At 38.3% G+C, this 24,789-nt stretch carries 23 protein-coding genes, 14 tRNA genes and 1 other annotated feature; of the genes, 31 read left to right on the forward strand and 6 right to left on the reverse strand.

All coding sequences use genetic code 11. The features are described from left to right. Nucleotides 1-84 precede the first annotated feature (84 nt). The 17 genes from FC33_RS06710 (at nt 85) to FC33_RS06790 (ending at nt 7,582) form a co-directional block, all read left to right on the forward strand. A tRNA-Met gene (locus FC33_RS06710) sits at nt 85-158 on the forward strand. Nucleotides 159-174: 16 nt separating this feature from the next. Further along, nucleotides 175-248 (forward strand) — tRNA-Ile (locus FC33_RS06715). Between the two features lie 16 nt (nt 249-264). Beyond that, nucleotides 265-356: transfer RNA gene (locus tag FC33_RS06720), tRNA-Ser, on the forward strand. Nucleotides 357-365: 9 nt separating this feature from the next. Then, nucleotides 366-439 (forward strand) — tRNA-Met (locus FC33_RS06725). 4 nt (nt 440-443) lie between these two features. Continuing rightward, nucleotides 444-518: transfer RNA gene (locus FC33_RS06730), tRNA-Asp, on the forward strand. A 6-nt stretch (nt 519-524) separates the two neighbouring features. Further along, a tRNA-Phe gene (locus FC33_RS06735) sits at nt 525-597 on the forward strand. Between the two features lie 11 nt (nt 598-608). Continuing rightward, nucleotides 609-679, forward strand: a tRNA-Gly gene (locus FC33_RS06740). 30 nt (nt 680-709) lie between these two features. Beyond that, nucleotides 710-784, forward strand: a tRNA-Ile gene (locus tag FC33_RS06745). Nucleotides 785-787: 3 nt separating this feature from the next. Beyond that, a tRNA-Ser gene (locus FC33_RS06750) sits at nt 788-875 on the forward strand. 11 nt (nt 876-886) lie between these two features. Beyond that, nucleotides 887-958: transfer RNA gene (locus FC33_RS06755), tRNA-Glu, on the forward strand. 25 nt (nt 959-983) lie between these two features. Further along, nucleotides 984-1,057, forward strand: a tRNA-Met gene (locus FC33_RS06760). A 4-nt stretch (nt 1,058-1,061) separates the two neighbouring features. Beyond that, a tRNA-Asp gene (locus FC33_RS06765) sits at nt 1,062-1,136 on the forward strand. A 197-nt stretch (nt 1,137-1,333) separates the two neighbouring features. Then, a complete protein-coding gene (locus FC33_RS06770) occupies nt 1,334-3,595 on the forward strand; it encodes a muramidase family protein (RefSeq protein WP_057827843.1) in 2,262 nt (753 codons plus the stop codon). A gap of 43 nt (nt 3,596-3,638) precedes the next feature. Further along, nucleotides 3,639-3,840 (forward strand) — a binding site (T-box leader). Between the two features lie 62 nt (nt 3,841-3,902). Next, nucleotides 3,903-6,314 carry a leucine--tRNA ligase gene (gene leuS, locus FC33_RS06775; RefSeq protein WP_057827844.1) on the forward strand — a complete coding sequence of 804 codons (2,412 nt, stop codon included), beginning with the start codon at nt 3,903-3,905 and terminating at the stop codon, nt 6,312-6,314. Nucleotides 6,315-6,395: 81 nt separating this feature from the next. Further along, on the forward strand, nt 6,396-7,148 hold the full coding sequence (locus FC33_RS06780) for an alpha/beta hydrolase (protein ID WP_057827845.1): 753 nt from the start codon (nt 6,396-6,398) through the stop codon (nt 7,146-7,148). A 16-nt stretch (nt 7,149-7,164) separates the two neighbouring features. Then, nucleotides 7,165-7,452 carry a hypothetical protein gene (locus FC33_RS06785; RefSeq protein ID WP_057827846.1) on the forward strand — a complete coding sequence of 96 codons (288 nt, stop codon included), beginning with the start codon at nt 7,165-7,167 and terminating at the stop codon, nt 7,450-7,452. A 46-nt stretch (nt 7,453-7,498) separates the two neighbouring features. After that, nucleotides 7,499-7,582: transfer RNA gene (locus FC33_RS06790), tRNA-Leu, on the forward strand. 209 nt (nt 7,583-7,791) lie between these two features. Here FC33_RS06790 and FC33_RS06795 read toward each other — a convergent pair. After that, nucleotides 7,792-8,130: a helix-turn-helix domain-containing protein gene (locus FC33_RS06795; protein ID WP_057827847.1), complete on the reverse strand. Its 339-nt coding sequence runs from the start codon at nt 8,128-8,130 to the stop codon at nt 7,792-7,794. Nucleotides 8,131-8,297: 167 nt separating this feature from the next. Here FC33_RS06795 and FC33_RS06800 point away from each other — a divergent pair, with 167 nt between their 5' ends. From FC33_RS06800 to FC33_RS06825, 7 genes are all read left to right on the forward strand, one after another. Continuing rightward, nucleotides 8,298-8,861: a hypothetical protein gene (locus tag FC33_RS06800; RefSeq protein WP_057827848.1), complete on the forward strand. Its 564-nt coding sequence runs from the start codon at nt 8,298-8,300 to the stop codon at nt 8,859-8,861. A gap of 491 nt (nt 8,862-9,352) precedes the next feature. Next, nucleotides 9,353-9,754 carry a hypothetical protein gene (locus tag FC33_RS06805; protein WP_057827849.1) on the forward strand — a complete coding sequence of 134 codons (402 nt, stop codon included), beginning with the start codon at nt 9,353-9,355 and terminating at the stop codon, nt 9,752-9,754. Continuing rightward, nucleotides 9,747-10,394, forward strand: a complete 648-nt coding sequence (locus FC33_RS06810) for a hypothetical protein (protein WP_057827850.1) — start codon at nt 9,747-9,749, stop codon at nt 10,392-10,394. Before FC33_RS06805 ends, FC33_RS06810 begins: the two co-directional genes overlap by 8 nt. A gap of 148 nt (nt 10,395-10,542) precedes the next feature. Further along, the gene (locus FC33_RS08330) at nt 10,543-10,710 is read left to right on the forward strand and encodes a hypothetical protein (protein WP_155519399.1); all 168 of its coding nucleotides are present in this window, start codon (nt 10,543-10,545) and stop codon (nt 10,708-10,710) included. 131 nt (nt 10,711-10,841) lie between these two features. Continuing rightward, nucleotides 10,842-12,170, forward strand: a complete 1,329-nt coding sequence (locus tag FC33_RS06815) for a Rep family protein (RefSeq protein ID WP_057827851.1) — start codon at nt 10,842-10,844, stop codon at nt 12,168-12,170. Further along, nucleotides 12,170-12,361, forward strand: a complete 192-nt coding sequence (locus tag FC33_RS06820) for a helix-turn-helix transcriptional regulator (RefSeq protein ID WP_057828087.1) — start codon at nt 12,170-12,172, stop codon at nt 12,359-12,361. Before FC33_RS06815 ends, FC33_RS06820 begins: the two co-directional genes overlap by 1 nt. Nucleotides 12,362-12,390: 29 nt before the next feature. Further along, the gene (locus tag FC33_RS06825; protein WP_057827852.1) at nt 12,391-13,605 is read left to right on the forward strand and encodes a tyrosine-type recombinase/integrase; all 1,215 of its coding nucleotides are present in this window, start codon (nt 12,391-12,393) and stop codon (nt 13,603-13,605) included. A gap of 322 nt (nt 13,606-13,927) precedes the next feature. On the opposite strand, the gene FC33_RS06830 is transcribed toward FC33_RS06825, so the two are convergent. Then, complete coding sequence (locus tag FC33_RS06830) at nt 13,928-14,479, reverse strand: DUF5067 domain-containing protein (protein WP_057827853.1); 552 nt, start codon at nt 14,477-14,479, stop codon at nt 13,928-13,930. Nucleotides 14,480-14,802: 323 nt separating this feature from the next. Next, nucleotides 14,803-15,351 carry a TetR/AcrR family transcriptional regulator gene (locus tag FC33_RS06835; protein ID WP_057827854.1) on the reverse strand — a complete coding sequence of 183 codons (549 nt, stop codon included), beginning with the start codon at nt 15,349-15,351 and terminating at the stop codon, nt 14,803-14,805. Between the two features lie 181 nt (nt 15,352-15,532). Here FC33_RS06835 and FC33_RS06840 point away from each other — a divergent pair, with 181 nt between their 5' ends. The 3 genes from FC33_RS06840 (at nt 15,533) to FC33_RS06850 (ending at nt 18,740) form a co-directional block, all read left to right on the forward strand. After that, the gene (locus tag FC33_RS06840) at nt 15,533-17,272 is read left to right on the forward strand and encodes an MFS transporter (protein WP_057827855.1); all 1,740 of its coding nucleotides are present in this window, start codon (nt 15,533-15,535) and stop codon (nt 17,270-17,272) included. Nucleotides 17,273-17,404: 132 nt separating this feature from the next. Next, nucleotides 17,405-17,821 carry a YjdF family protein gene (locus tag FC33_RS06845; RefSeq protein WP_057827856.1) on the forward strand — a complete coding sequence of 139 codons (417 nt, stop codon included), beginning with the start codon at nt 17,405-17,407 and terminating at the stop codon, nt 17,819-17,821. 73 nt (nt 17,822-17,894) lie between these two features. Then, nucleotides 17,895-18,740 (forward strand): NAD(P)H-hydrate dehydratase, encoded by an 846-nt coding sequence (locus FC33_RS06850; RefSeq protein WP_057827857.1) that lies wholly within the window; start codon nt 17,895-17,897, stop codon nt 18,738-18,740. 33 nt (nt 18,741-18,773) lie between these two features. Here the strand turns inward: FC33_RS06850 and FC33_RS06855 are convergent, their stop codons facing one another. Both FC33_RS06855 and pepV read right to left on the reverse strand, forming a co-directional pair. After that, nucleotides 18,774-19,496, reverse strand: a complete 723-nt coding sequence (locus FC33_RS06855; RefSeq protein ID WP_057827858.1) for a 16S rRNA pseudouridine(516) synthase — start codon at nt 19,494-19,496, stop codon at nt 18,774-18,776. 78 nt (nt 19,497-19,574) lie between these two features. Beyond that, complete coding sequence (pepV, locus tag FC33_RS06860) at nt 19,575-20,978, reverse strand: dipeptidase PepV (protein ID WP_057827859.1); 1,404 nt, start codon at nt 20,976-20,978, stop codon at nt 19,575-19,577. Nucleotides 20,979-21,163: 185 nt separating this feature from the next. Between pepV and FC33_RS06865 the strand changes: the two genes are divergently transcribed. Further along, a complete protein-coding gene (locus FC33_RS06865; protein WP_057827860.1) occupies nt 21,164-21,508 on the forward strand; it encodes a hypothetical protein in 345 nt (114 codons plus the stop codon). Nucleotides 21,509-21,540: 32 nt separating this feature from the next. Here the strand turns inward: FC33_RS06865 and FC33_RS06870 are convergent, their stop codons facing one another. Further along, nucleotides 21,541-22,269 (reverse strand): deoxynucleoside kinase, encoded by a 729-nt coding sequence (locus FC33_RS06870; protein ID WP_057827861.1) that lies wholly within the window; start codon nt 22,267-22,269, stop codon nt 21,541-21,543. A 145-nt stretch (nt 22,270-22,414) separates the two neighbouring features. Here FC33_RS06870 and FC33_RS06875 point away from each other — a divergent pair, with 145 nt between their 5' ends. The 3 genes from FC33_RS06875 to argS all read left to right on the forward strand — a co-directional run bounded on the left by FC33_RS06875 (nt 22,415) and on the right by argS (nt 24,698). Continuing rightward, a complete protein-coding gene (locus FC33_RS06875) occupies nt 22,415-22,675 on the forward strand; it encodes a DUF2187 domain-containing protein (RefSeq protein ID WP_186806284.1) in 261 nt (86 codons plus the stop codon). 42 nt (nt 22,676-22,717) lie between these two features. Next, nucleotides 22,718-22,788, forward strand: a tRNA-Gly gene (locus FC33_RS06880). Between the two features lie 215 nt (nt 22,789-23,003). Next, nucleotides 23,004-24,698 carry an arginine--tRNA ligase gene (gene argS / locus FC33_RS06885; protein WP_057827862.1) on the forward strand — a complete coding sequence of 565 codons (1,695 nt, stop codon included), beginning with the start codon at nt 23,004-23,006 and terminating at the stop codon, nt 24,696-24,698. The last annotated feature ends 91 nt before the right edge of the window (nt 24,699-24,789 follow it).

Consider the following 24,789-nt stretch of genomic DNA (forward strand, 5'->3'; position numbering starts at 1 on the left):
TAGAGCACTTGGTTTGGGACCAAGGGGTCGCAGGTTCGAATCCTGTTTTCCCGATAAATGAGTTTTTCTCAATTAATATTTCATCGCGGTGTAGCTCAGCTGGCTAGAGCGTTCGGTTCATACCCGAGAGGTCGAGGGTTCGATCCCCCCTGCCGCGATTGGATCTGAGAACTTGGACCTTTAGCTCAGTTGGTTAGAGCAGACGGCTCATAACCGTCCGGTCGTAGGTTCGAGTCCTACAAGGTCCACTTAGTTAAATATCATGGAGGATTACCCAAGTCTGGCTGAAGGGAACGGTCTTGAAAACCGTCAGGTCGGGGCAACTCGGCGCGGGAGTTCGAATCTCCCATCCTCCTTATTATAATCGCGGGATGGAGCAGTCTGGTAGCTCGTCGGGCTCATAACCCGAAGGTCGTAGGTTCAAATCCTGCTCCCGCAATTATGGTTCGTTGGTCTAGTTGGTTTAGGACGCCTGCCTGTCACGCAGGAGATCACGGGTTCGAGTCCCGTACGAACCGTTTGATGGCTCGGTAGCTCAGTCGGTAGAGCAAAGGATTGAAGCTCCTTGTGTCGGCAGTTCGATTCTGTCCCGCGCCATTATCCCTAATGCGGGTATAGTTTAGTGGTAAAACCACAGCCTTCCAAGCTGTTGTCGCGAGTTCGATTCTCGTTACCCGCTTAATAAGTTGAATAACTTGTTATGTTGAATGGATCTGTAGCTCAGCTGGTTTAGAGCGCACGCCTGATAAGCGTGAGGTCGATGGTTCGAGTCCATTCAGATCCATTTGGAGAAGTACTCAAGTGGCTGAAGAGGCACCCTTGCTAAGGGCGTAGGTCGGTAACACGGCGCGGGGGTTCGAATCCCCCCTTCTCCGTAAGCCAATATGACCCGTTGGTCAAGTGGTTAAGACACCGCCCTTTCACGGCGGTAACATGGGTTCAAATCCCGTACGGGTCATTTCTTTCTTATACATATTCCTTATCGCGGGATGGAGCAGTCTGGTAGCTCGTCGGGCTCATAACCCGAAGGTCGTAGGTTCAAATCCTGCTCCCGCAATTATGGTTCGTTGGTCTAGTTGGTTTAGGACGCCTGCCTGTCACGCAGGAGATCACGGGTTCGAGTCCCGTACGAACCGTGTGACTTATAATTACGCATCGCTTCGGCGATGCTTTTTTTGTGCTCCAAATTCTCAATCTCAAACTGAAACGAATTATCAAAAGAGAGGAGAGTTAATGAATTGTATAAGATTTATTTCAAATGATGATTTTCCTTTGATTTTATAAGTATTTTACGATATAAAGTAAAATATAAATTTTAGTTTGAGGTATGAAAATGAAGAAGAGAAAAGGTCGAATTACAAGTCGAAGAGAATTATATCATTTGAAAAAAATCCAAAAGGTTAAGAAAGCAACAACCGCTTTAGGAACCTCGTTAATGGTTGGAACTGTTGGATTGTTAATGGGGAATAGAGATAAGGTCCAAGCGGATACAACCGTTCATGTAGATAAGACAAATGAAACGTCATCGAGCACGAGTAAGGTTGCCCAGTCGAGTTCACAGTCAGCAACTTCAAGTTCAGTTCAATCATCATCGGTTGCAGCAGGATCACGGGTTACCCGGGAAGTCGTTTATTCGTCAAGTTCAAGTTCGAGTTTAAATATAGCAAAGAATGCTTCATCACAAAGTGAAAGCTCAGGTCAAAGCAGTTCAAACGTTAAAAGTTCGAGTGCGTCTTCAGTGTCAAACGCGTCGTCTTTGCAAAATCATGAACCAGGTAAAACGGCCGAAAGCTCATCAACAGCAAGTTCAGTAGCAAGCTCTTCAAGTTCGAAGAGCGAATCATCAAGTTCACAATCATCAGTTAAACCTGAAAAGCAAAACTTAGCTGTTCAAACAGGACCATCTGAACAGGATTTGCAAAAACAATGGGCTGCTGAAATTTCATCATATCCAGAAAACGTTCAATCATTTTTGAATACGATTGGACCAGTCGCACAGCAGGTTGCCCAAGAAAATGGAATCTATGCTTCTGTAATGATTGCGCAGGCAGCGTTAGAAAGCGGCTGGGGAAATAGTGCTTTAAGTACTGAAGGCCACAATTTATTCGGTGTAAAATGGAATGGAACAGGAAATTATGTTACGATGCCGACCCAAGAGTACTATGGCGGTCAATGGCATACGATCAATGCGAAGTTTCAAAGTTATAACAGTTATTATGATTCATTAACTGGTTATGCCCAGTTGATTAAGAATAATTTTCCAAATTCAACCCGGGCCAATGCCGCTACGCCGCAAATTGCAGCGGCTAACTTAAAGAACGGGGTGTATGGTTCTTACGCAACTGATCCGAATTATGCCAATTCCCTTGATCGGATGATCAGTGATTATGGGCTGACCCGGTATGATGTATATACAGGAACTTCATCGACGAACCAAAACCAGCAAAATTCAAATGCAGCAAATAGCAATCAACACGAAAGTCAAATTTCAGCTGGAAATGGAAATCAGATCCCAGACACATACACGGTTAAAGCGGGCGATTCATTGTGGGGAATTTCACAAACATACGGGACAACGGTCAATAATTTGAAGCAGATTAATAATTTATCTTCAAATGTAATCTACGTCGGTCAAGTGTTGAAATTAAAACAACAATCAAATTCAACGTCAAATCAAGCACCGCAGTCAACGGCTGATACCTACACTGTGCAATCCGGCGACACATTGTGGGGAATTGCAAATACGCATGATACAACGGTTAATAATTTGAAACAAATTAATGATTTAACGTCGGATACGATTTACGTCGGTCAAGTGTTGAAATTGAAACAGCAATCAACGACTCAACAAGGATCGTCCCAACCAAGTCAATCAAATTCAAGTGATTTCTATACTGTTAAGGCGGGCGATTCACTATGGAAAATTGCGATGGGGAATGATTTGACGGTTGATCATTTAAAGCAAATGAATAACTTGACGACTAATACGATTTACGTTGGCCAACAATTGCGAATCAAAGAAGGACAAACAAATTCACAACCAAGCCAATCAAATTCGCAAACGAACCAGTCCAGCCAAAATACAGGGACATATACGGTTAAAGCGGGCGACACTTTGTGGGGAATTGCAAATGACCATGACACAACGGTAAATGCGTTGAAACAGAATAATCATTTGAATTCTGACACGATTTATGTCGGTCAGGTATTATCACTTGGTCAGGCAACTTCAACGAGCTCACACAGCCAATCAAGCGCTTCTGCACAATCATCGTCGCCAACCAATGGAACGTATATGGTTAAGGCCGGCGATACGTTGTGGTCAATTGCGAACGCGAATGACATGACGGTTGCTCAGTTGAAGCAGAAGAATGATTTAAGTAACGATACAATTTATGTTGGGCAAACGCTGAATGTTTCTTCTGCAAAATCAGCTTCAACAACTTCAACGGCTTCAGCAATGTATACGGTCAAGTCAGGTGATTCGTTATGGAAGATCGCGTCTGCGAACGGCACAACGGTTAACCAATTAAAAGCATTGAATAATCTAAGTTCAGATTTGATTTATGCAGGGCAACAGTTGAAACTCCGGTAATCTGAATTGAAATGCAGCCGGTGATATGATAAAATTACTTTAACATTTAACGCAGATAAGGAATAGTAGATGATAGCTTGGTTTTCAGAGAGAACATGGCGGTGTGAATGTTCAGCGAGGCATTATCGAACTCGCCTTTGAGTCTTTGACTGAATCAAGTAGGTTGAAGCGGTGGTAAGCCGTTATCTTATTGAGAGCCGATTAAATCGGAAGATAGGTGGTACCGCGATCAATTCGTCCTATTCAAGTGAAAGCTTGGATAGGACTTTTTACGTTAAATTAAATTTTGAAATGAAGGAGCAAAACGATGGCATACGATCACAAGAAGATTGAAAAGAAATGGCAACGTTACTGGGATGAACACAAAACGTTCAAGACAACGGAAGATTCGAATAAGAAGAAATATTACGCAATGGATATGTTCCCTTATCCATCAGGTCAAGGATTGCACGTTGGTCACCCGGAAGGATACACGGCAACGGATATTCTTTCACGGATGAAGCGGATGCAAGGATATAACGTTCTTCATCCAATGGGCTGGGATGCGTTCGGTTTGCCAGCTGAACAATATGCATTAAAGACTGGCCACTCTCCACGTGAATTTACGCAAAAGAATATTAACAACTTCCGCCGTCAAATCAAGTCACTCGGGCTTTCATATGATTGGGATCGGGAAGTTAATACAAGTGATCCGTCATATTATAAGTGGACCCAATGGATCTTTGAACAACTTTACAAGAAAGGCTTAGCATACGAAGCTGAAGTTCCGGTTAACTGGTCACCAGATTTAGGAACGGTGGTCGCAAACGAAGAAATCGTTGACGGTAAGACTAAGCGGGGCGGCTTCCCGGTTGTACGGAAACCGATGAAACAGTGGATGTTGAAGATCACCGCTTATGCTGACCGTTTAATTGATGATTTGGACGATTTAGACTGGCCAGAAGCAATCAAGGAACAACAACGAAATTGGATCGGCCGGTCAGTGGGAGCTGCAGTGAACTTTAAGGTTGATGGTCAAGACCAACAAATTGAAGTCTTCACAACGCGTCCAGATACGATTTACGGTGTTTCAGTTCTTGTTTTAGCACCTGAACATGACTTAGTTAAGAAATTGACAACCGCTGCTCAAAAGGATGCCGTTGATAAGTATATCGAAGAGGTTTCCCACAAGTCAGATTTGGAACGGACAGACCTTGCGAAAACGAAGACCGGGGTATTTACTGGAAGCTATGCAATTAACCCGGTAAATGGTGAAAAGATTCAAATTTGGATCGCTGATTATGTTCTTTCATCATACGGAACAGGCGCAATCATGGTTGTTCCAGCGCATGATGATCGGGATTACGAATTTGCGAAGAAGTTTGATTTGCCAATCAAGCCAGTCATCGAAGGCGGTGACATTGAAAAGGAAGCCTATACTGGCGAGGGCAAGCACATCAATTCCGGTTTCTTGGATGGAATGGATAAGCAAGAAGCCATCAATAAGATGTTCGACTGGTTGGAAGAACACGGTGTTGGTCACAAGAAGGTCAACTACCGGTTGCGTGACTGGTTATTCTCACGGCAACGGTACTGGGGTGAACCAATTCCAGTTATTCACTGGGAAGACGGCGAAACAACGCTTGTTCCAGAAGACCAATTACCATTGGAACTTCCAAAGACGGATAACATCAAACCATCAGGAACAGGTGAAAGTCCGTTAGCCAACCTCGATGATTGGGTAAACGTGGTCGATGAAAATGGTCGGAAAGGTCGGCGCGAAACAAACACAATGCCGCAATGGGCCGGAAGCTCATGGTACTTCTTGCGTTACGTTGATCCGCATAACAAGGAAGCCTTGGCTGATTACAATAAGTTGAAAGAATGGATGCCGGTCGACCTTTACATTGGGGGAGCTGAACACGCAGTTCTTCACTTATTGTATGCCCGGTTCTGGCACAAATTCCTTTATGACTTAGGCGTTGTTCCAACGAAGGAACCATTCCAAAAATTAGTTAACCAAGGGATGATCCTTGGAGAAAACCATGAAAAGATGTCGAAGTCAAAGGGAAACGTTATCAATCCTGATGACATCGTTGAAAAATACGGAGCCGATACATTGCGGGTTTACGAAATGTTTATGGGTCCGTTGGAAGCTTCAAAGCCATGGACAGAAGACGGCTTAAACGGAGCTTACAAGTTCGTTAACCGGATCTGGAACTTATTGATCGACGAAGATGATAAGTTGCGTGATCGGGTATCAACGGCTAACGATGGCAAGTTGGATAAGATCTACAACCAAACCGTCAAGAAGGTTACGGAAGACTTTGAAGATTTGCACTTCAATACCGCAATTTCACAATTAATGGTCTTCGTCAACGAATGCTACAAGGCTGATATTCTTCCACTTGAATACATGGAAGGCTTTGTGAAGTTGATTGCTCCGGTAATGCCGCACATTGCCGAAGAATTGTGGACGAAGCTTGGACATGTTGGAACGATCACCTATGCAGAATGGCCAACATACGACGAAAGCAAGTTAGTTGAAAAGAATGTTGAAATTGTAATTCAAGTCAACGGAAAGAAACGGCAACACTTAGTTGTGGCAAAGGATGCATCAAAGGATGAAATCCAAGAATTAGCAATGAATGATGAAAAGATCAAGGCAGAGCTTGAAGGAAAGACGGTCCGGAAAGTAATCGTTGTTCCGGGCAAGTTAGTTAATATCGTTGCAAATTAAAGATGAAAGAGGCTGCTTTATTAGCAGCTTCTTTTTCTTTAGGAGCAATTCATGTACAATAAAAGTAAGGAGATGGCGCAGATGACAAATGTGCAAGTTCAACGTGATGGATTAACGCTTCGGGGAGTTTTAGAAATCCCTGAAGGTAAAGATAAATATGATATGGCAATTTTGATGCACGGCTTTACTGGAAATTGCGGCCGCGATAATCCCGGAAATTTACATTATCAGTTAGCCCAGATGTTAAAGAAAATGGGGATTGCATCGGTCCGGTTTGATTTTAATGGTCATGGTCAAAGTGACGGGAGTTTCACTGACATGACGGTTATGAATGAAGTTAGCGACGGTCGTGCAATTTTGGATTACGTCCGTCAAATGCCGCAGGTCGAACACATTTACCTGTTAGGGCATTCGCAAGGTGGCGTGGTCGCAAGTATGCTTGCCGGTTATTATCATGAATACATTGATAAATTAGTTTTGATGGCTCCGGCTGCCACGTTAAAGACGGATGCGCTTGCTGGGCATACCCAAGGATTGATCTATGATCCGCAGCATATTCCAGATAAGCAGCATTTGAGGGATAATTACGATTTAGGCGGCTTTTATTTACGAATTGCCCAGACGTTGCCGATTTATGAAACGGCGGTTGAGTACCATGGACCAGTATGTCTTATTCACGGAACAGCTGATCAAGTGGTTGATCCGCATGCATCGATCAAATATGACGATGGTTATTCCAACAGTACACTGCACTTGATTGAAGGTGCCGGTCACTTGCTTGACGGTGAAAGCCGACAGGAAGTTTTGAACATTGTAAGTGAATTTATCAAGTAGGAAAGGAATATGAAGAATGTTTTTATCAACAGGTGGATTAAATCAAGGATATGCAATTCACGGAATTGTAAACGCAACGGTCAAAGAAGAACTGCATGCCGACGAGCTTGAACGCGTTGACGATTTTGATGATTTATATGAACAAGTTGAGATGAAACTGATTGAAAAGGCGGTTGCTAAAAACGCTGATGGCATCATCAACGTTCGCTTTGAACCACAAGTTGTCCGGGTATCCGTTGGACCGAAGTATATCGTTCTTCACGGATACGGAACAGCCGTCAGTTTATTGCACAAGAAAAAATAACTCTTGAATCTTAGACGGGGTTTAGTGTAAAATAAACCTTGTTGTTGCCACTGTGGCGGAATTGGCAGACGCGCAGCGTTCAGGTCGCTGTTGGGTTTTCCCAGTACAGGTTCGACTCCTGCCAGTGGCATAGTTAAGTGTTTTTATTAAAACACAAACGTTGATATATAGCGATTTGTTGGTTTATTTTTCAGTAAGAAAAAGCTATTTTTTGAATTGTTGACACACGATTGACACACAGGAAAAGGTGCGTGTGTCAGTAGTGTGTGTCAGTGATGTTTTTAGATTAAAGGTCCAGTGAACACGTAAGGACTAGGAGAAATCCTAGTCCTTATTTTTTTAATTAAGATCTTTAATTAACGGAATTAAATCTTTGGAAATTTTCTCAAGTTTACTGTAATTAAGCTTATTCATTATTTTAATTAATTCAATTGTTGAAGGCGGTAGTTCAGAAAAGGTATTTGCAATATCATCACCAACAAGTTTTCCTAATTGAATATCTAATGCCTTACATATGTTCAGTAATTTATTGAGACTAATATTGCTAATTCGTCCAGTCTCTAATTTTGAAATGAAGTTAAGTGAAAGATTACTTTTTTCAGCTAATTTTTCCTGTGATAGCTTTTGCTTCATTCGATAATATCTGATCTCGTTTCCGATATTTAAATTTTCATACATATAAGTTTATATCTCCAAAAACGTATTTTATAGCTAAATTATAGAGATATTCACATTTGGTTACTATGTAGTAAAATAATAAATTTTAATTATTAATATTTTAATCAAAAAGTGATACAATTTTTACTGTTAAAAATTTATATGTGTAAATAGAAAGGATTGTTATCATGAAAAAAATAAAAAAAATAATCATTCCTTTATTAGCGATTTTATGTATTCCACTGTTCTTAGCGGGTTGTGGTTCAAAAGAAGCATTTGCCGCTAGTGGTCAAAACAAAAATGGGGAAATTTGGTATGCAATAGATGGTAATACTGTAGAAACCATTTTTTACATCCAAAAAAATTCAGTAACTGATTATGCTATTGGAAATCACAAATTATCATTTTTCGCTAAAAAAAATAAGTCAGAAATTTTAAAAGAAGCAAAAAAAATTTCAAATGCTCAAGATAGTACGCCTGACTCAGAACCATACACAGCTAAGCTAATCACTGATGACAAATCTAAGGTTTTAAAAGAAAAAATTTATTTAGGCGGAACATCTAGCGATGATGAATTATGTACGTTAGTAAATACCAATGCTAAAGTCAAAGCTAATGGCAAGAATTATTATGGATATAATGTAAAATCAGATGGTGATAAAGGAACATTAATTTCTAATTCAGGCAAGCAAGTTGCTTTTGACAATGATAAAACAAATAACGTTGAACAAGTAAATCAAGAAAATGATTAATAAATGAATATAGAAAAAGCACCCTATCATGGGTGCTTTTATTTTGCTCGATTTTGGTTTTCATCATTTTTTAGAGTAAAGAAAAAGCCTTTTTAGTTTTTCTAACAAAAAGAAAATCTAAAAAGGCCATTGAAGGTTACCAGCCTTCGAGGATTACCAATCCCCTATACACTATCTACGATAAGTATATACCATAAAGATTTTATGCTCAGAATTAAAATTCATGCCTTAACTCGTCAAACTTATCAACACTTAGCGGAACTGCTGGTCAAGAAAAAGTCGCCTAACAGCTTGGCAGACATTGCTATTATTTGAGAAATTGAATAATTTAACAACATTGGCATCTTATATAGGTGCTTTTTTATTTTCTTAAGAAATTATTAAGAATAAAAAAAGAATGAAAATCTCCCACACAAGAATTTGAAATTGATATTATCAAGATGTTGATAGATCTATTAATAAATTAAATTTAGTTAAAGGAGAAATTTACTATGAATAATAAAAAGTTCAAGGTTATTAAAAAGGCAAGTACGGGTTATGGTGTTGGATATTCAAAATCAAATTGTTTGGCACAGGGAATTAATCCTGATTTACCGCTAATTAGTGCAAGTCCACTTGTAGAAAAAGCATTTAAAGGTAATCAGGAAATTGGAATGGTCATTTATGCTTATCAAGATTCAATTGATAAACATGGGAAAAGTTGGGAACATCAGCCAATTCGAATCAAAGTTACCGGACTTCAACATGGCTTTGGCTTAGGCGATAAGATCGTTTTTGAAAACCTAGAATGCGTCAGAATTGTTACACATAGTGGAAATGGTAATACAACTGCCAATTACTATTATAAAGCTACTGCGGTTCGTTTGCTAAAAGAAGGTGATAACAATGCTTAATGCATTCTTCACAGCAGTAGAAAAAATTGAAATTATTATTACTTTGACAATTTGCGCTGCATTTGTGATTCATTTGGTTATTGGATATATTCAGGATAAACTGGGTACCCGAGATATCTGGAAACGAATTTCTGAGTATTACGAAAAAAAAGACGATTTAGAAAAGGAAGCACAAAAACTGCAACTGCAGGAAGTGAAAGTTAATAATTCACTTCAAAAGATTGAAGCAGAAAAAGAAGATATTGAGGTGCAGCAAGCCAATTTAAGATACTTAAGTAATGAATTTGATGAGATTGTTGAAGTACGTGAAGCAGATTACAAAGAAAAGTTAGATTTTTGGGAAAAGATGACAAAACAGAATGGCTATCATCATTCAGATAATGCAATGAAACATGCAAAAGAAGTGATCAATGCATCGTCAACTAAAAGAAAATTCTTGAAATTTTTGAAAGAAGAATTACCAAAGGCTAACAGCCCTGAAACGGTTAAAGAAATTCATTTGAAGTTAGAAGAACTATTTAAAGATACTGGATATTGTGATTACGTTCTAGAGTCATTTGAGGATCGAGCTAGTCGATGCAATCCAGTTGTAGTCGCTTTTGAATTGTATACATGCTATAACACCCAAAATGGAGCTTAGTCAATAGCGCCACGAGAAAAAAGTAAATATGAATGTCAACTACGAAAGTTGTTGATAGTCATATTTACTTTTTTGGAGACGGAAAGTGAAATGGGCTGTTGACTAAGTGAACTGTTAGTGTTTTTTTGAATGGAAAGAGGTGAATAAAATGATTAAGCAAATTTGGATTGCATCAGAATCTAATATTGATTTATACGATTTGATCAATATTTTGATTGATAATCTTGGAATTACGGTCGAGCAAATTGTTGATTTCGACTATGCCCGCGAGGACGATCGTAAAGAAATTCGTCTTGAATACGAAGTAAACAAATAAAAAATTCAAAATAAAGTTGCAAAAATTTATCAAAAATGCTTATATCCCACTTCTTCAGGGCTTGTTTTTGAAGAAGTGGGAATAATGCGTAATTTATAAAAAATACTTATGAAGAAAAGGAAATGATTAGCATGAAAAATCAAGAAGTAAAAAAGTACAATAATGCAATTCGGTCAAATGCATATATGTATGTTCAGCAAGTTGATAATTTACCCTTAGCAAAAGGTCAATCCCTTGATAAGAAAGTCAATGCATTAATTAAAAGAGTTAAAAGTGTACCTGAGGTTAAGCGGTATGCTCTCATTGTTCACAATAAGGATTCTGATGAAGGTGGAAATACCATTAAGCCTCATATTCATGTGATGTTAGAGCTTGATAAACAGAGGTCAGTTAATAAAATTGCAAAAGCACTTGATGATTCTTCTGAACGCCTTGAATCAATGACCAAAAAGTATAAGCGACACGGAATTGAAAATGGATATGCTTATTTGATTCATCGAACACAAGGGGCTGAGAAGAAATATCAATATTCGCCAGAAGAAGTGAAAGCTAACTTTGATTATCCTAAATATATTAAAAAGCTTCAGCAAAAGGTAAGGGTAGTAAATAAGAAATCAGATAAGGAATTTATTAAGGAAGTCCTTAATAACTATCTGGCAGGAAGAATTTCTGAAATTGAAGCTAAGCGTCAGGTATTGGAAGCTAATCCTTTAATGCTACCGAGGTTTTTAAGACAGTTGGATGCCATTAAAAACACAAAGCTTGAAGTTGAAGCGGATGAATGGTTTCAAAGTCGTTCTAAAGGCGATACTCCTAAGTCAGTTATTTGGATAAGTGGGAGTGGTGGAACAGGAAAAACAGTTCTTGCTGAAATGGTTGCACGAAATATTACCGGTCCAGACTACTATTTAAGTGGTAGTGATCGTGATTACTTTCAAGATTATAATGGTGAACACTGCGTAATCCTAGATGAATTTCGCCCGGATAAAATTACTTATTCTGATTTGTTAAAAATGCTAGATAATAATCGCTTTGATGTGAGTGCACCCGCTAGATATCACGACAAAAAGATTTTAGCAGATCTAATTGTTATTACCTCCCCATATGATCCAGCAAGATATTATCAAAATGTTGAGGACATTCGACCTGCAATTGACGGATTTGATCAACTTGATCGAAGACTAACAATGGTATTATCCGTTGAAAAAGATAAAATTTCATTAATGAAATACGCAGGTTATAAAACGGAAAAGAAACCCGCTCCAGATGGCGGAAGTTTTACAAGTAAAAAGCCGTGTTACACTGAAAAATCAAGCTTTAAAAATTATATTTCAGATATTAAAAATCAAAAGGAATATAAGAAAAAAGAAGCAGAGATTACTCCCAAAATGCTTGCAGGACTGCACCATTTTGAGAAAATCGGTAAAAACATTGGCTTAAAAATGGAAGGAAGAAAATGATGTTTGGAGAAGAAATTCTGAATGCAAAGCAATTAGTTAAAAAGCTAGGAATTAGTAAAAGTTACTTGTATGAGCTGCTAGAAATCGGATTGCCATATCGTCAATTAGGAAATAAAGGTCGAAAATATTATGTGTATGAAGAAGTTACAAAATGGATTTTTGAAAATCTAGGTGAAAGTGATGTATCATAAAAGAGTTTACTGGACCTGGGAGGTTGTTAATGACGATAAGTAAAGTTAATAATGGCGTTCATAAGGGACAGTATAAAGTTAGAATACAACCTAGAGATGAGATAACGCATAAAAGAATTTCAATTCCAGTAGAGTATGCTCAAACTAAGAAAGAAGCTACGAAAATTGAAAATCAAATGTGGTTAAAGATTCAAAACGGATACAATTTTTCTGTGGCAGATGAATATTGTAGTAAATACTTTAAAAAGTATATTTCAGAACAATTTGCACAGGGAAGATGGAGCGAGAAAACCTATCAGTCTTGGCAATATACATCACGTGTTTTAAATGAGTATCTTTCAGATATGAAGATGAAAGATGTAAACCAAGTAAAAATTAGAAAATTCATTAGAAGGTTTGCCAAGGATAGAGAAATCGCTATAAACGCTTCTTCAGTAGTTGCTAAGATTTTGAATCATTTAAGAACTTTTTTTAAAGAATATGAAGGGACGATTTATACTAAAAATCCAGTTCCACTTCGGGCTTTAGAATTGTTCTTTCGAGATGATGAGATTTCTTTGTCTATTGAACGATATATTTTAAATCAAGATGAAATTGATCGCTTGATAGATGAAATTAGACGTCAAATTGATAAGTATGGCTTAGAAAAAAGTTCTTCGCGATTAGCAATTTGGGTAGATGTTGAAACTGGAATGAGACCACAAGAGATTCAAGCTTTAAAGTGGAACGATTTAAAGAAGGAATTGAATGAAGTGATCTTTGAGATTTCTGATTCTTGGAGTGACGTAAATAAGAAAGCAAATGGCCACTTAAAATCAAGGAAAAAAGGTGAGAAAAGGAAAACGTTACCTATCTCGAAGGATTTGTATTTACATTTGAAAGAATTTAAAAACGTACAGCAAGAATATTTAGAAAAAAATAAATTGGTCAACACAAATGATTTTATTTTTCTAAATATGACTGATTATCAAAAGTGTCAATTAGGTTATCCAATTACACAAACAAGTTTGAATGAAATGTTGAAAAAACTTGGACAAGATATTGGAATTAAACCTAACGGGAAAAGATGGTCAATGTATTCATTAAGACATACAACTGCGACTAAGTTGGCAAGCATTGATGGAATGAATTATTCGTGGGCAGCCTCTAGGTTAGGCCATACGCTTAATGAATTTATGCGGACTTATGTACATGTTGATAATGATCTCAATTCACAAATGATGAAATTGTGGAAAGAGCGTTGACACACGATTGACACACGGGAAAAATAATTACTGACAAAACGCTGATATGACAAGGAAAAGGATACTTATCTCGACTCCTGCCAGTGGCATAATTTTAAACAATATCTTTTATTTAAATCACGAAAACGCCTTGAAATGGGCGTTTTTATTTTTATAAATTTTAATTTGAAGATAATTTGTGAACACTGACACACGATTGACACACGGTGAAAGGTGCGGGTGTCAGAAGTGTGTGTCACAGTGAGCTTTTTAGATTAAAGGTCCAATGAACACGTAAGGACTAGGAGAAATCCTAGTCCTAATTATTTGGATAAAATTTACTTTAGTTATTTGTATCGTTGATTTGTTCTAACTTTGTAATATTAATTTTTTCTTTTCCAATTTTCTTTCCTGCACCAGTGGTTGCTTCTAATACAACAGGGGTAGTAGTACTGTCTAAATCAAAGGTGATTGATCCTTGGGCAGTTTTCCCTTTTTTTATTTTTTCGTCTTGTTTATCAGTTAATGCCTGGTCTTTATTTAAAGAAGGACCAACGTCTAATTTGTTTTCTTGATTTGGATCAGTGTCTTGATAAGCATCAATTAGAGCAGTAAATGTTAGTGGTGAAACGTCTTTACCTGTTTTATTAGTAATATCGTAATACAATACTAAACGTGATTTATGATCTGCATCACTTGGTTTTACAATCTGCATTTTAGTGATTTTTACCTTAACATCGTCCATATTAATGATGTTATTTTTAAAGCCATATACCGGCGCTGCCTTTTCCGTTTTAGTTTCATTAGCAGTTTTTGTATCTTTATTTGTGTTTCCACATCCTGCTAAAGTTAATGCTACTAATGCTGTTGTTCCTAGTAATGTAATTTTTTTCATTAGGCTCTCCTTTAAAGTAAGTATATTTATTTTTAATTTTAAAGTACCTTGTCTAAAATTTTACTGTTTTATAATTAGGTATTTTTTAAAATTTACTGTATTATCTGATATCAGTCAATAAAAAAACAGGTTGCTCATCACAACCTGCTTCAAAATTATTTATTCAATTCAACGATTTTTTGGTATAACTTCTTGTCGTGCATTAAAACAGCTTCTAATGCTTCAAGTTCTTCTTTAGTCAACTTTTCAGCCATATCGAATGCCTCTTTCTTTTAATTGTTATCTAAATTTTAGAATAAATTAGGTTGATGTACAAGGGAAAATCAGATAAACATTATTACATTTTCAAGGGCAGCGGTTGTTTTTTCAGCTAATTCATCAATTGAATATTTGGAAGGATTAGCAATCCAGTCGGTTAAAATGTTCCAAAAGCCGCCAATAAAAAAGTTCATCATAATTTTAATTGAATCGTCGGAGTTAAAAGTATGCCAAGGGAGTTCGACTGATTGGTATAGTTTGGGCCCAAGTGAATTAAGCTTTTTTAAGACAATTGAAAGCAGATTACTATCAGATAAAGTCTTAAGAATTTCAAAGTTATCTCTTCCAAATTGAAAGACAATGGTAATTAAGTCTTGAAACTTTTCAGGTGATTTGCTTTGAATTTGTGAGATGTAATTTGTAATCAAATTATCAGCAATTTTTTCGACAATGTCATTTTTGGAATTGAACTTTCGATAAAACGTATTCCGTGAAACTTGAGCTTTTTTACAAATTTCAGTCGTTTTAATTTCTTCGAATGATTTAATTTTCAACAGGTCAATAAAGGCTTCAATGATCCATTCTTTTGTTTGTTCTGCAATTCGACGCGCCATAATAAACTCCTCAATCTAACAATTTATCCAAAATGTCCTCTTAGTTAAGATTTCGCCAGCGGTATTTACTTCAGTGGAAGAACGGCTTAATCTTAAATTAGCTTATGGTACAAGTGTACCACATAGCACAAAGTGTAACGTTACAATTTGTTAAATTATTGTTCTAGTAAGGAGATCAATTATGATAAAAGGAAAGAATCGTTTAGTTTTGGTTATCCTTTGCATTTCAAATTTTCTTTGTATGCTAGATACAACAATTATGACAATTGTTATTCCCAAAATTCAAAGTGGATTAAATGCAAGTTTGGATCAAGTTTCATGGGCTGTAAATTTGTATGCAATTATTTTCGCTTCGGTTACATTGCTGGCAGCTCGAATTGCAGAAATTTACGGTAAAAACCGGTATTTACTATATGGGTTAATTTTATTTTTAATTGGATCAATTGGAAGCGGATGTGCACCAAGTCTTGGTTTTCTATATGGAAGTCGGATCATTCAAAGTTTAGGTGCAACCTTTATTCTTCCGCTGGGAACGATTATTGGAATGGAAATCGTTGCGCAACAGGATCGAAATAAGATTGTTTCTTTAGTTGGAGGTTGTCAGGGATTTGCAGCAGCGGTTGGCCCGGTTACTGGCGGTCTGATTTCAAAGTATTTTGGATGGCGCGGTGTATTTTTCATTAACGTTCCATTCCTGCTTGGATTAATTCTTTTAATTCCATTTTGCATGAATTTGAAACATGAAAAGAAACTTAAGAATGTAAAAATTGATTTTTTAGGTGCAATTTTAAGTATTGGAATGATGCTTGGATTAACCCTAGGATTGGTTCAAGGAAGACAATGGCATTGGGATTCACCTGCAATCATCTCATTATTTGGATTATCAACAATTTGCGGAGTGGGATTTATTGTTACTGAAATGAAAAGTGCCAAACCAATGATTGACTTATCATTATTTAAAAGTCGGAATTTTGATGGGGCTTCATTGGCATTAGCAATCAGCAGTTTCTTCTTAGGTGGATTTGTAATCTTAATTCCGACATTTCTCGTTAAGTTTAAGGGATTGACAGAACTTCAAGCGGCAATTCGAATTTTACCGTATTCAATTACGGTGTTTTTAGCAGTTATCATTGCGTCATTATTGGTAAAGAAGATCAACAACCGTTTAATGATTTTGATTGGATTTATTTTAATCTTTGTCAGTTATTGCTTTTTGAGTAAATTACAGGTTAATTTATATCATCGTTTAATGATTGGTTCAATTTTATTAGGATGCGGATATGGAATTGTTGCCGGACCGACGACTGTGATCTCAGCAGCAGATTTTAAAGGTCAAAGACTAACAGCGTCGCAGAGTGTAATGAATGTTTTGCGACAGGTAGGGTTAGTAATGGCAATTGCAATCTGCATGACATTATTGAATGGAAATGTATCAAGTGCAAAGCAGACGATTCAAAATTACGGGAATCAGCAAATTGCTGACAGTGGATTAGCTCCGCAAGTTAAGAATAAATTGAAACGAAAATTAGATCAAAAAATTGAAAATGCTCAAAATAGTACTGATTCAAAAGTGACGATAAAATTTACGCCGATTAAAGTTGCGCAGAGTCAAGTTGAACGAGTTACGAATCAAACGGTTCAAGCCATTTTCAAAAAGAAAGGCTTTGTTGAAAACAAAATTCCAGAAAAAGTTAAACAAGCAGTTTATCATGAAACTTACATAAAAATTGCTTCGAAATTTAACCAACAAGTACAACAGATTAATTCAACAATTAGCCGAATTATTTCAAACGTAAAAGAAAAGGCGAAGTCAGAGTTGAAAAAGGCGTTTATTAAGGTATATGCTCAATTAGCTCCGGTTGCATTGCTTTCATGTTTGATAGTGTTGATTTTGAAAAAAGGTAAGAAAGAAGAAGGTTAAATTTTGCTATACTAATCTTAGTAAGATAAAAACACAGTTTCGGTTGGTAGTCCGAACCAGAATGATTTCTGAAGTATCCTTCCTCCTTAGGTCGTCCGTTCTTACTTAATAATTAATTAAGGAGGTGCGGTTATGAAATGTCGAATGATCATGACCGTAGTTTTTGACAAACCGTTTTATAAGGGGATTTTTGAACGTTTTATTGATGACCGATATGCAGTCGCAGAAATCAACTTGGGAACAAGTTTACCGAAGACAGGTGATATATATCGGTTAGTTTTAAAGCGTTGGAATACAATTCATTTTTCAAAAGAGATGCTTGATTCAACGAGAGTCAAGCGGGTCAATCTTAAAAGAATGCAACGGGAAGCTCAAAAACAAGTTCACGCTCAATTTTATGGTTCAAAATCACAGCAGGCTCTAAAAGCAGACTTTGAAATGCGAAAGCAACAAAGTCATAGGGAGCAGCGAATAGCGAAAGAGGATTGTAAAAAGAGAAAGTTTGAAATTCGACAATTAAAGAAAAAACAAAAGCATCGTGGACATTAATTTTTCCCATTATCTTCCAAGAAGGAGGGTAATGGGATTTTTTGTTATAATATCCCTGAAAAGAGGCGATTCCATGCAAACCATTACAGCTGATATTTTGAAAAAAGTTATTCACCAACGTCCGCAAAACAGCTTTAAGGGGACGTTTGGCAAAGTGTTGATTGTGGGCGGTAACCCGAATATGGGTGGGGCGGCAATCATGGCCGGCAGTGCCGCGGTCCACGCTGGAGCGGGATTAGTCACAATCGCGACTGCCAGGGAAAATTTAACGGCGGTTCATTCCGTAATTCCAGAAGCGATGTTTGTGGATTATCATGATGCACCTCAATTCATTTCACTGATCAAGGGAGTGGATGTGATCGTCCTTGGACCAGGATTAGGAAATGATCCAACCGCGGAAAAAGTAATTCAAACGGTGTTTGCCAACGTCGCATCGAATCAAACATTGATTATTGATGGTTCGGCAATTACTTTAGTTGCGCAAAGTGCAGCTTTAAAGGATGCTGTCCCAACAAATGCACACGTAATTTACACTCCGCATCAAATGGAATGGCAACGGTTAAGCGGAATTCCGATTAGTGAACAAAATAATACTCATCGAAATCAACAAGCCCAACAATCCTTAAATGCCACCGTGATTTTAAAGAAGCATCATTCTGAAATTTACTTTTTAAATGGTGAAATTCGTAAGCTGATGGTTGGTGGCCCGGCAATGGCAACTGGCGGAATGGGCGACACGTTAACGGGCATTTTGGCAGCATTTATTGCCCAGTTTGATGCTTCATTTGAAGACCGGATTCAGGCAGCGGTGTTTACGCATAGTAAAATTGCCGATGAGTTAGCTGAAGCGAAGTATGTTGTTTTACCAACAGATATTATTAGTCACTTACAAAGTTTTATGAAAAGAAATTGTGGATAAAAAATAAAACCGTGAGCTTTCATGGTTTTATTTTTACTTTAATTTCAATAACGCTTGAATTTCACTTTCAGAAAGGGGACGATATTGGCCTGGTTTTAGAGATGAATCCAATTTTAACGGACCCATCGTAACCCGCTTCAACGCTGCGACATGCATTCCACAGACCGCAAACATCCGCTTGATTTGATGGTATTTGCCTTCGGTGATTGTGATTTCAACTTCCGATTGATTGTTTTTTTCAACAGTTGAAATAATCTTTAACGTGGCGGGCTTGCAATGGGTACCGTCTTTTAATTGGATCCCGGTCTTGAAACGGCTGACCGTATCTTCATTGACGATTCCGTCGATCGTTGCTTGATATGTTTTCGCAACGTGTTTCTGCGGTGCAAGCAGCCGGTGGGCGAGTTGACCGTCATTCGTTAATAAAAGCAGCCCAGTCGTGTCCTTATCAAGCCGGCCGACTGGCGCGAGTCCCTTAACGCTATCCGTTGCTGAAATCAAGTCAAGAACGGTCCGTTGGGATGCATCTTCAGTTGCGGTAATCACGTTTTGCGGCTTGTTGAGCATTAAATACTTTGTCAATTGAATTGCAACCGGCTGGTCGTTAATGGTAACTTGAGCAGAATCAGGGTCAAGTTGATCTTTTCCGTTTTTGACAAGTTCGCCGTTGATTTTAATTTGTTTTTGTTTGATCATTTTCTTGATTTCCGAGCGGGTGCCGATTCCGAGATTGCTTAATAATTTATCAATTCGCATAGTTTTCCTCATTTAAAATTTGGTATTAAAAAAGAAGAACCCCAAATGGATTCTTCTTAATTTTATCATATAACAGAATTATTTAATTAATTCATAAATCCCTTGAGCATAAATTGCTGCGGCCTTGACCAAGTCATCAACCGGAATGAATTCGTTTGGTTGGTGCATTGTGTCAGGAACACCTGGGAACATTGCGCCAAAGGCAACGCCGCGTTTCATCAACCGGCCGTATGTTCCGCCACCAACAACTTGGCCGTGAGCATCTTCGCCAGTTTGTTCGCGGTAAACATTTAATAATGTCTTGACTAACGGATCGTCTTCGTCAACGTAGTGCGGAACCATGCCGCCATCATGCATTTCAAAGTGAACATGGTATTCATCAGCAGCCGTGTTCAATCCCTTTTCAATGTATTCTGGATCAGTTCCCTTTGGATAACGGAAGTTAAGGGTGATTGAACCTTCTTTGCCGTCTTCAAATGAAAGGAGGCCAGGGTTCATTGTTAAGTCACCCATCACATCATCCGTGTAGTTCATGTCAAAGTTCTTCAACCGTGAATCAAGGTGAAGTTTTTCAGCAGTAAAGGCGATGAAGTCCTTGGCCCCGTTTTCAAAATCAAATTGATTTAAGAAGAGGGCTAAGTATGTTCCAGCATTGATTCCCCGTTTTGGTTCTTGAGCGTGGGCAGCTTTCCCAATCATGTGAATGTAAAGTTGACCATCGCGAATATCAGCTTCGCCAACTACCGGGTTTTCAGCGATGAATTCATCAAAGGCCTTGATTATTTCCTTGTAATCAGCAGCCTTAACCCATGCTTCAGCGTCCCGCGGAACCATGTTTTCTCGCAAGCCAGAATTGAATTTGACTAATTCATACTTGCCGCCGTTTGTGCCATCGAATTTGGCATCAAACGTAACATTCCCTTTTTCACCGTTGATAATTGGGAAGAAGGCGTCAGGTGAAAAGCCGAAGTCCGGTTCAGGCATGTTCTTGAAGTAGTAGTCCATTCCACGCCATGAGCTTTCTTCGTCGGTTCCAAGAATAAATGCGACTTTCTTGCTTACCGGCAAGTTAAGTTCTTTGATAATTTTTAATCCGTAGTAGCATGCCATACTTGGACCTTTGTCGTCTGAAGCTCCACGGGCGTATAACTTACCGTCCTTAATTACTGGTTCGAATGGGTCAGTATTCCATCCTTCACCTGCAGGCATCACGTCGACGTGGGCAAGAATTCCAAGCGTTTCGTCACCATCGCCAAATGCGATTTGGCCGGCCATGCCATCAATGTTCTTAGTTGCGAAGCCATCGCGGTCAGCAATTCCTAAAAACTTATCCAATCCAGCTTTTGGTCCCGGGCCAAGAGGAGCATCTTCAGTTTTCTTACTTTCATCACGGACACTTTTGACCCGTAACATTGCCTTTAAATCTGCTAAAAGTTCATCTTTACGGCTTTCAGCTTCTTTTTTCCAGTCAATTGTCGTCATATTGTTCCTCCTTAACTTTATTACCTTAATAGTATCATATTCAAAGATGACAAGGAAATTAAGCGAATAGATTTTAGTTATTAAAACATCGCAAAAAAGTTGGGATTTCTTGATTGAAAGAATCTGTCATATGGTATAATGCTTGCTGAAAGATTTAAGTTAATTAGAGAGAGGGCATTTTATAAATGTCGATAAAGGTTGGAAGTATCCTTGTGTGGGTCGTCCTTGCGGTTTTGACAGTGTGGAATATCCGCATCAATATTAAGTTAATGAAGATTCGAATGTCAGTTGCGCCGCGCGATCCGCGAAATTTATCCGCAACGGAAATGAAGACGGTTAAAGCTTTGAATCACGAAAGACGGAAGTGGGCAATTTTAAGTCAGGTTTTATTTTGGACATCATTGATTTTAGTGATTGCAGCCCAATCAATGGGGATTTTAGTTTACTTCCTTGATTTGTATACTTTAACGTGCATTGTTTCAAATAAAATCGATTTGCAAGCAGCTCAGGTTTTAACGAGCAAAAAATAACGATCAGCAAATGCTGATCGCTATTTTTTTATTTATTTTCGCCGTTGAGCCTTTAATTTTGCAGCTTCCTCAGCTGTAAGATGATCAAGCTTAACTAATTGGTCTTCAATATCATCAAGAATCTTATTACGGTCATCCGGATTAGCAACAAAGTCATACTGATCACCATCAATGACCATAATTGGTGATTTATCATACCACTTCAGCCACCGATCATAGTATTGAAGGAGGTTTTGGTAGTATTTCGGTAATGTGGGGTCAGATTCGATCTGTTCGTAATCCCGGCCGCGTTTGCGAATTCGTTTCAACATTGTATCATAGGAAACCTTGATGAAAATCATGAGGTCTTGAGAATCAACCCCAGTTGCGTATTGTAATTCATCAAGCATATTTTGCAGCAATTCTTGATAAGTTGCATATTCAACGGCAGTTGCATTTCCCATATCGGTATTCATTTTCATGAAGAGGGCGTCTTCATAAATTGAACGGTCAAGGACATTATTTGCTTCTTTTTTCGCTTCCTTGATCATCCGAAAACGGCGGTTCACGAAGAAGGTTTGGAGTAAGTATGTATACGGGTTGGTTGCATTTTGATCGCCGGCTGCCCGTTTTTTAGCGGCGATTTCATTTCCTTTATAAAATAATGGAAGAACCGGGTTATCTTCAACGGGTTCGAAAAAAGCCTTTGAACCAAGCTCCTTTGACAAAATCTCAGTCATTGTTGATTTGCCCGAACCAATAATTCCAGCAAGTGTAATCATTTTGAATGCTCCTTTGATTAATAATCCTTCCCAATTCTACATGGAAAAAAATGAGAAATCAATTTTGAAAAAAACGCGGTTGTTGCATTTCATGGTAAAATTTGGTAGTCTTGATAAGAAATTCAAGTAAAGGAGCGCGTTTAAAATGGCAAAGAAATTAAAAGTTGACGATACTGTTTTTTGCGAAAAATTTGGGCCAATGAAGCACCAATTTAAAGGAACAATTAGCAAGATTTACGAAAATTCAGCGCTTGTTCAATTTACTGATTTTGATTCAAAGGATAAGATCGCGGCCGGTGACTTGCATAACCAAGCAATCATTAGCTTGAAAGATCTTTTTGATGAAGATGGTTTTAAGAAAAAACAGGAAAAAGACGCGAAAAAAGCTTCAAAGAGTAAAAAATAATCAATGACATTCAGTGAGTTTTATGCTATACTAAACTCACATGCGGGTGTAGTTTAGTGGTAAAACTCCAGCTTCCCAAGCTGGCGTCGCGAGTTCGATTCTCGTCATCCGCTTTTGAAATATTCGATGATAGAAACTAGTAGGTTTGGAAATATTACAGCGAGTTCGGGATGATGGAAGCCGGATATAGGAACAAACTGAATCGCACTTCTTAGAATAGCAAACTAAATATTTGAGTGGATTACTTTTAATCAATTAGAGTGGTACCGCGGGATAACTCGTCTCTTGCATTTTTTGCAAGAGACTTTTTATTACAGGAGGTTTTACGATGGATTATAAGAAAATGGTTGCCCAAGCAATCGCAAACGTTGTCGGCGATGATTTGGATTTAAATGAAATCAATGAAAAAATCGAAGTTCCGAAGTCAATCAAAATGGGGGACTTTGCTTTTCCAGCCTTTGTTTTAGCCAAGGTAATGCATAAAGCACCCCAAATGATTGCCCAAGATATTGTGGAAAAAATTGACCAAACGGGATTTGAAAAGGTTGAAGCGGCTGGTCCATACGTCAACTTTTTCTTAGACAAAAAGCAATTTGGCAAGGAAATTGTAAGCGAAGTTCTTGACCAAAAGGAACACTATGGTGATCAAGATTTAGGTCACAAAGGAAACGTCACGATCGATATGTCATCACCTAACATTGCCAAACCAATGTCAATGGGTCACTTGCGGTCAACCGTAATCGGGAATTCATTAGCAGAAATCTTAAAGAAAACCAATTATAACCCAATTAAAATCAATCACTTAGGTGACTGGGGAACTCAATTCGGAAAGTTGATCGAAGCCTACAAGCTTTGGGGAAATGAAGAAGACGTTAAGAAGGATCCAATCAATACGTTGTTGAAGTACTATGTGCGTTTCCATAAAGAAGACCAGGAACATCCGGAACTTGATGATGAAGCCCGTGCATGGTTCAAGAAACTTGAAGATGGCGATCCAGAAGCAACCCGCCTTTGGAAATGGTTCCGGGAAGAATCATTGAGCTTCTTCATGAAGATCTACAAGCGGTTAGGTATCACCTTTGATTCATACAACGGGGAAGCATTTTACAATGATAAGATGCAACCAGTTATTGATGAATTGAAGGAAAAGGGATTGCTTGAAGAAAGCCAAGGGGCAATGATCGTTGACCTTTCAAAGTATGACTTGAACCCGGCATTGATTCAAAAATCAGATGGAACAAGTTTATACATTACGCGTGATCTAGCAGCTGCAATTTACCGGAAGAAGACATACAATTTCGTTCAATCATTGTATGTTATGGGAAATGAACAATCAAACCACTTCCATCAATTAGTTGCGGTGTTGAAAGAAATGGGCGATGATTGGGCTGACGACATGCACCACATTGCGTTTGGTTTGATCACTTCTGGCGGGAAGAAATTATCGACCCGGCGCGGTAACATTATCTTACTTGAAGAAGTTCTTGATGATGCGGTTAAACTTGCTCAAGAACAGATCGAAGAAAAGAACCCAACCCTTGAAAATAAGGATGAGGTTGCAGATGCAGTTGGCGTTGGCGCGGTTGTCTTCCACGACTTGAAGAACGAGCGGTTAAATCAATTCGACTTTGATTTGCAAGAAGTTGTTCGGTTCGAAGGTGAAACTGGACCATATGTTCAATACTCACATGCCCGGGCAATGAGTATTTTACGGAAGGCCGGCGTTGATGAAAATACTGATCTTCACGTTGAAGGATTAAATGACCCGGATGCATGGGAAACAGTCCGGATGCTTGGCGACTTCCCTGCAATGGTTAAACGGGCGGTTGAAGAATATGAACCATCAGTAATTGCCAAATATGCAATTCGCTTAGCAAAGGCATTCAACAAATACTATGCCCACACAAAGATTTTGGTTGATGATGATCAAAAGAATGAACGGTTAGCCCTTGTTCAAAGTGTTGCAACCGTTTTGAAGGAATCATTGCGCTTATTGGGTGTTAAGGCTCCAGATGAAATGTAATTGAAAAAGAGAGAGGTTGTGACACAAAGTCGCAGCCTTTTTGTTATATCCGCATAATCGGGTTCCAAAACAAACGAGCTACGACGCGAAG

This window comes from Ligilactobacillus aviarius subsp. aviarius DSM 20655, from assembly GCF_001436315.1.
Taxonomy (GTDB): Bacteria; Bacillota; Bacilli; order Lactobacillales; family Lactobacillaceae; genus Ligilactobacillus; species Ligilactobacillus aviarius.